Origin of the sequence: Streptomyces torulosus (genome assembly GCF_001419765.1) — a bacterium.
In the GTDB taxonomy this organism is placed as follows: domain Bacteria; phylum Actinomycetota; class Actinomycetes; order Streptomycetales; family Streptomycetaceae; genus Streptomyces; species Streptomyces torulosus.
Genome location: NZ_LIRK01000711.1, coordinates 1 through 2,127, shown reverse-complemented (window position 1 = coordinate 2,127; position 2,127 = coordinate 1). Strand labels below are relative to the sequence as shown.

Genomic DNA, 2,127 nt, shown 5'->3' with positions numbered 1-2,127 from the left:
TCCTCGGCGAACAGGCCGGCCGCTGCCTCATGTACGGGGAGGGCTGCTCGGCCCTCCCCGACGGTGTGCTCCACACCCTCTTCTGGAGTGCCGTGGCACTCGGCCTCACGGCGGCCGCGCTGCCCCGCACGCGGTGGGCTTCCGCCAGGTACTGGGCCGTGATCCTGCAGTGGTGCGCGCAGACGGTGCTCTGTCTGCTGATCGTCAGCGGGGCGTGAGGGCGGCGCCCCCATGCCGTGCGGTCAGTGGTGGAGGACCATCTCCTTGGCCCGGCGGTACTCCTCGTCGGTGATGTCGCCCTTGGCCCGGATCTCGGAGAGCTTGGCGAGCTGCTCCGCCTCGTCGGCGGGGCCGGCGGTGCCGACGGTCTCGCGGACGTACTGGTCCGTCTCCCGCAACTTGGCCCGGACGTGCTCCTGCTCACGCCGGCCCATGCCCTTGCCCCGGGCGATGACGTAGACGAAGACGCCCAGGAACGGAAGGACGAGCGCGAAGACCAGCCAGCCCGTCTTGGCCCAGCCGCCGAGCCCGTCGTCCCGGAAGATGTCGACGACCACGCGGAACAGCAGGAAGAACCACATGACCCACAGGAAGATCCACATGATCGTCCAGAAGGCCCCCAGGAGGGGGAAGTCGTAGGCCAGGTTCACGGTGCTTTCCATGGTTTCTCCTGTCGTGTGCGTACGCCTTCGGGAGGGCCGGCGTCAGCCGGGGGTCGGCGCCGACCGGCCGTCGGCGGGCGGGTGTCGCTCCGGGCCGGAGGCCGCCGCGAGCATGCCGAGGATGATCAGTACGAGGACGACGATGCCGAGGATGAGCGCCACCGCGCCGGGGGTGGGGTAGTTCCACAGCACCAGGGCGAGCGCGCCGCCGCCGATGGCGATACCGGTGGTCCACTTGACGTGGGCGGCCAGCCAGCGGCCGGTGTCGCCGGTGCGCAGACCGCGGCGCGCCATGGCCCGCCCGGTGGCGCCGGTCCCCTTCGCCGCCGTCCCTCTGACCCACCGCGCAGGGCGCGAGGGGCCGTACAGGTACGCGGCCAACGCCGTGATCACCGCGATGACCAGGACCGTGACGTTGCTGTTCTTGAGGAAGCGGATGAAGGTGTCGTAGATGTCGGCCGCGGCATTCCTCGGCAGTGCGCTCGACGGGACGGAGTCCAGATAGACCGACCGCATCACGGCGAGGCCGACGAGCAGCACGATCATCATGATCCCGATGCCGATCGCCGTCGCCATCAGCGCCACGCGGTGTCTGGGCGCGCTCCATATGGCGAGCGCCGACAGGACGAGCACCAGGACGGGGAGCCAGGTGCCGACCACGTCCAGCAGGCGCATGGCGTCCTGGGCTTCGTTCAGTTTGTCGGTCTTCAACAGGGTGACCTTCTTGTCGACGTCGGGGATCTTCGACGCCTGATCGAAACCCGCACCCACCAGCTCCTTCTTGACCTCGTCGATGAGGGTGCCGATATTCAGGTCGATGCTGTCAGTGCCGGCCTGGATCGCGCTGTCGCCCTCGCCGGTGAGGACCTTGACCACGGCGGCGTGGGCCCGCCGGTTGGCGTTGTCCCACACCTCGGCGAACTGGTCGCTGGTCACCACCCTGTTCACGACGGAGTGCACAGCCGAGCTGAGCGCGCTCTTCAGCGGTCCGGTGAGCGCATCGGCGCCCTGGACCACCTGGGGCGGCGCCCCTTCTTTCTGCAGGGTCCGTCCGATGGCGTCGGTGAAGGCGGCGACGTCGACGCTGTCGACCACGCGCTTGGTGAGCCGGTCGGTCACGGTGTTCTGGACGGAGGGTTTCGTCGCGATGGGGGCGACGGTCTGGACGTACCGGTCGGTGTCCGACACCTCGGAGTCCACCCAGGCGGCGACCACGGCGAGCGGCGCCAACAGGAAGGCCACGAGCAGCAGTACGGAGGTGGCGGCGTACCGCAGACCCCGGTGGCGGCCGTGGGCGGCCTTGCGCAGCCGTTCGTATTCGTCACGTTCCGCAGCACTCAACGGAGGTTCGCCGGTCGGACGGCCGGCACCTTCGGAAGCCGATGAAGAGCCACCGGAAGCAGCCATGGAACTCCCCTTGGCGGACGGGCACTCCTCTGAGTGCAGGGGCAGGGGCAGGGGCAGG

Annotated in this window: 3 protein-coding genes; 1 reads left to right on the top strand and 2 read right to left on the bottom strand. The window is 69.4% G+C overall.

All coding sequences use genetic code 11. The features are described 5' to 3' along the window. A partial coding sequence (locus AOK23_RS38220) for a hypothetical protein (RefSeq protein ID WP_157878274.1) occupies positions 1-218 on the top strand: 218 nt, incomplete at its 5' end. A 24-nt stretch (positions 219-242) separates the two neighbouring features. Here the strand turns inward: AOK23_RS38220 and AOK23_RS38215 are convergent. Further along, a complete protein-coding gene (locus AOK23_RS38215) occupies positions 243-662 on the bottom strand; it encodes an SHOCT domain-containing protein (RefSeq protein WP_055717068.1) in 420 nt (139 codons plus the stop codon). Between the two features lie 42 nt (positions 663-704). Continuing rightward, complete coding sequence (locus AOK23_RS38210; RefSeq protein WP_107102972.1) at positions 705-2,003, bottom strand: hypothetical protein; 1,299 nt, start codon at positions 2,001-2,003, stop codon at positions 705-707. Positions 2,004-2,127: the final 124 nt, after the last annotated feature.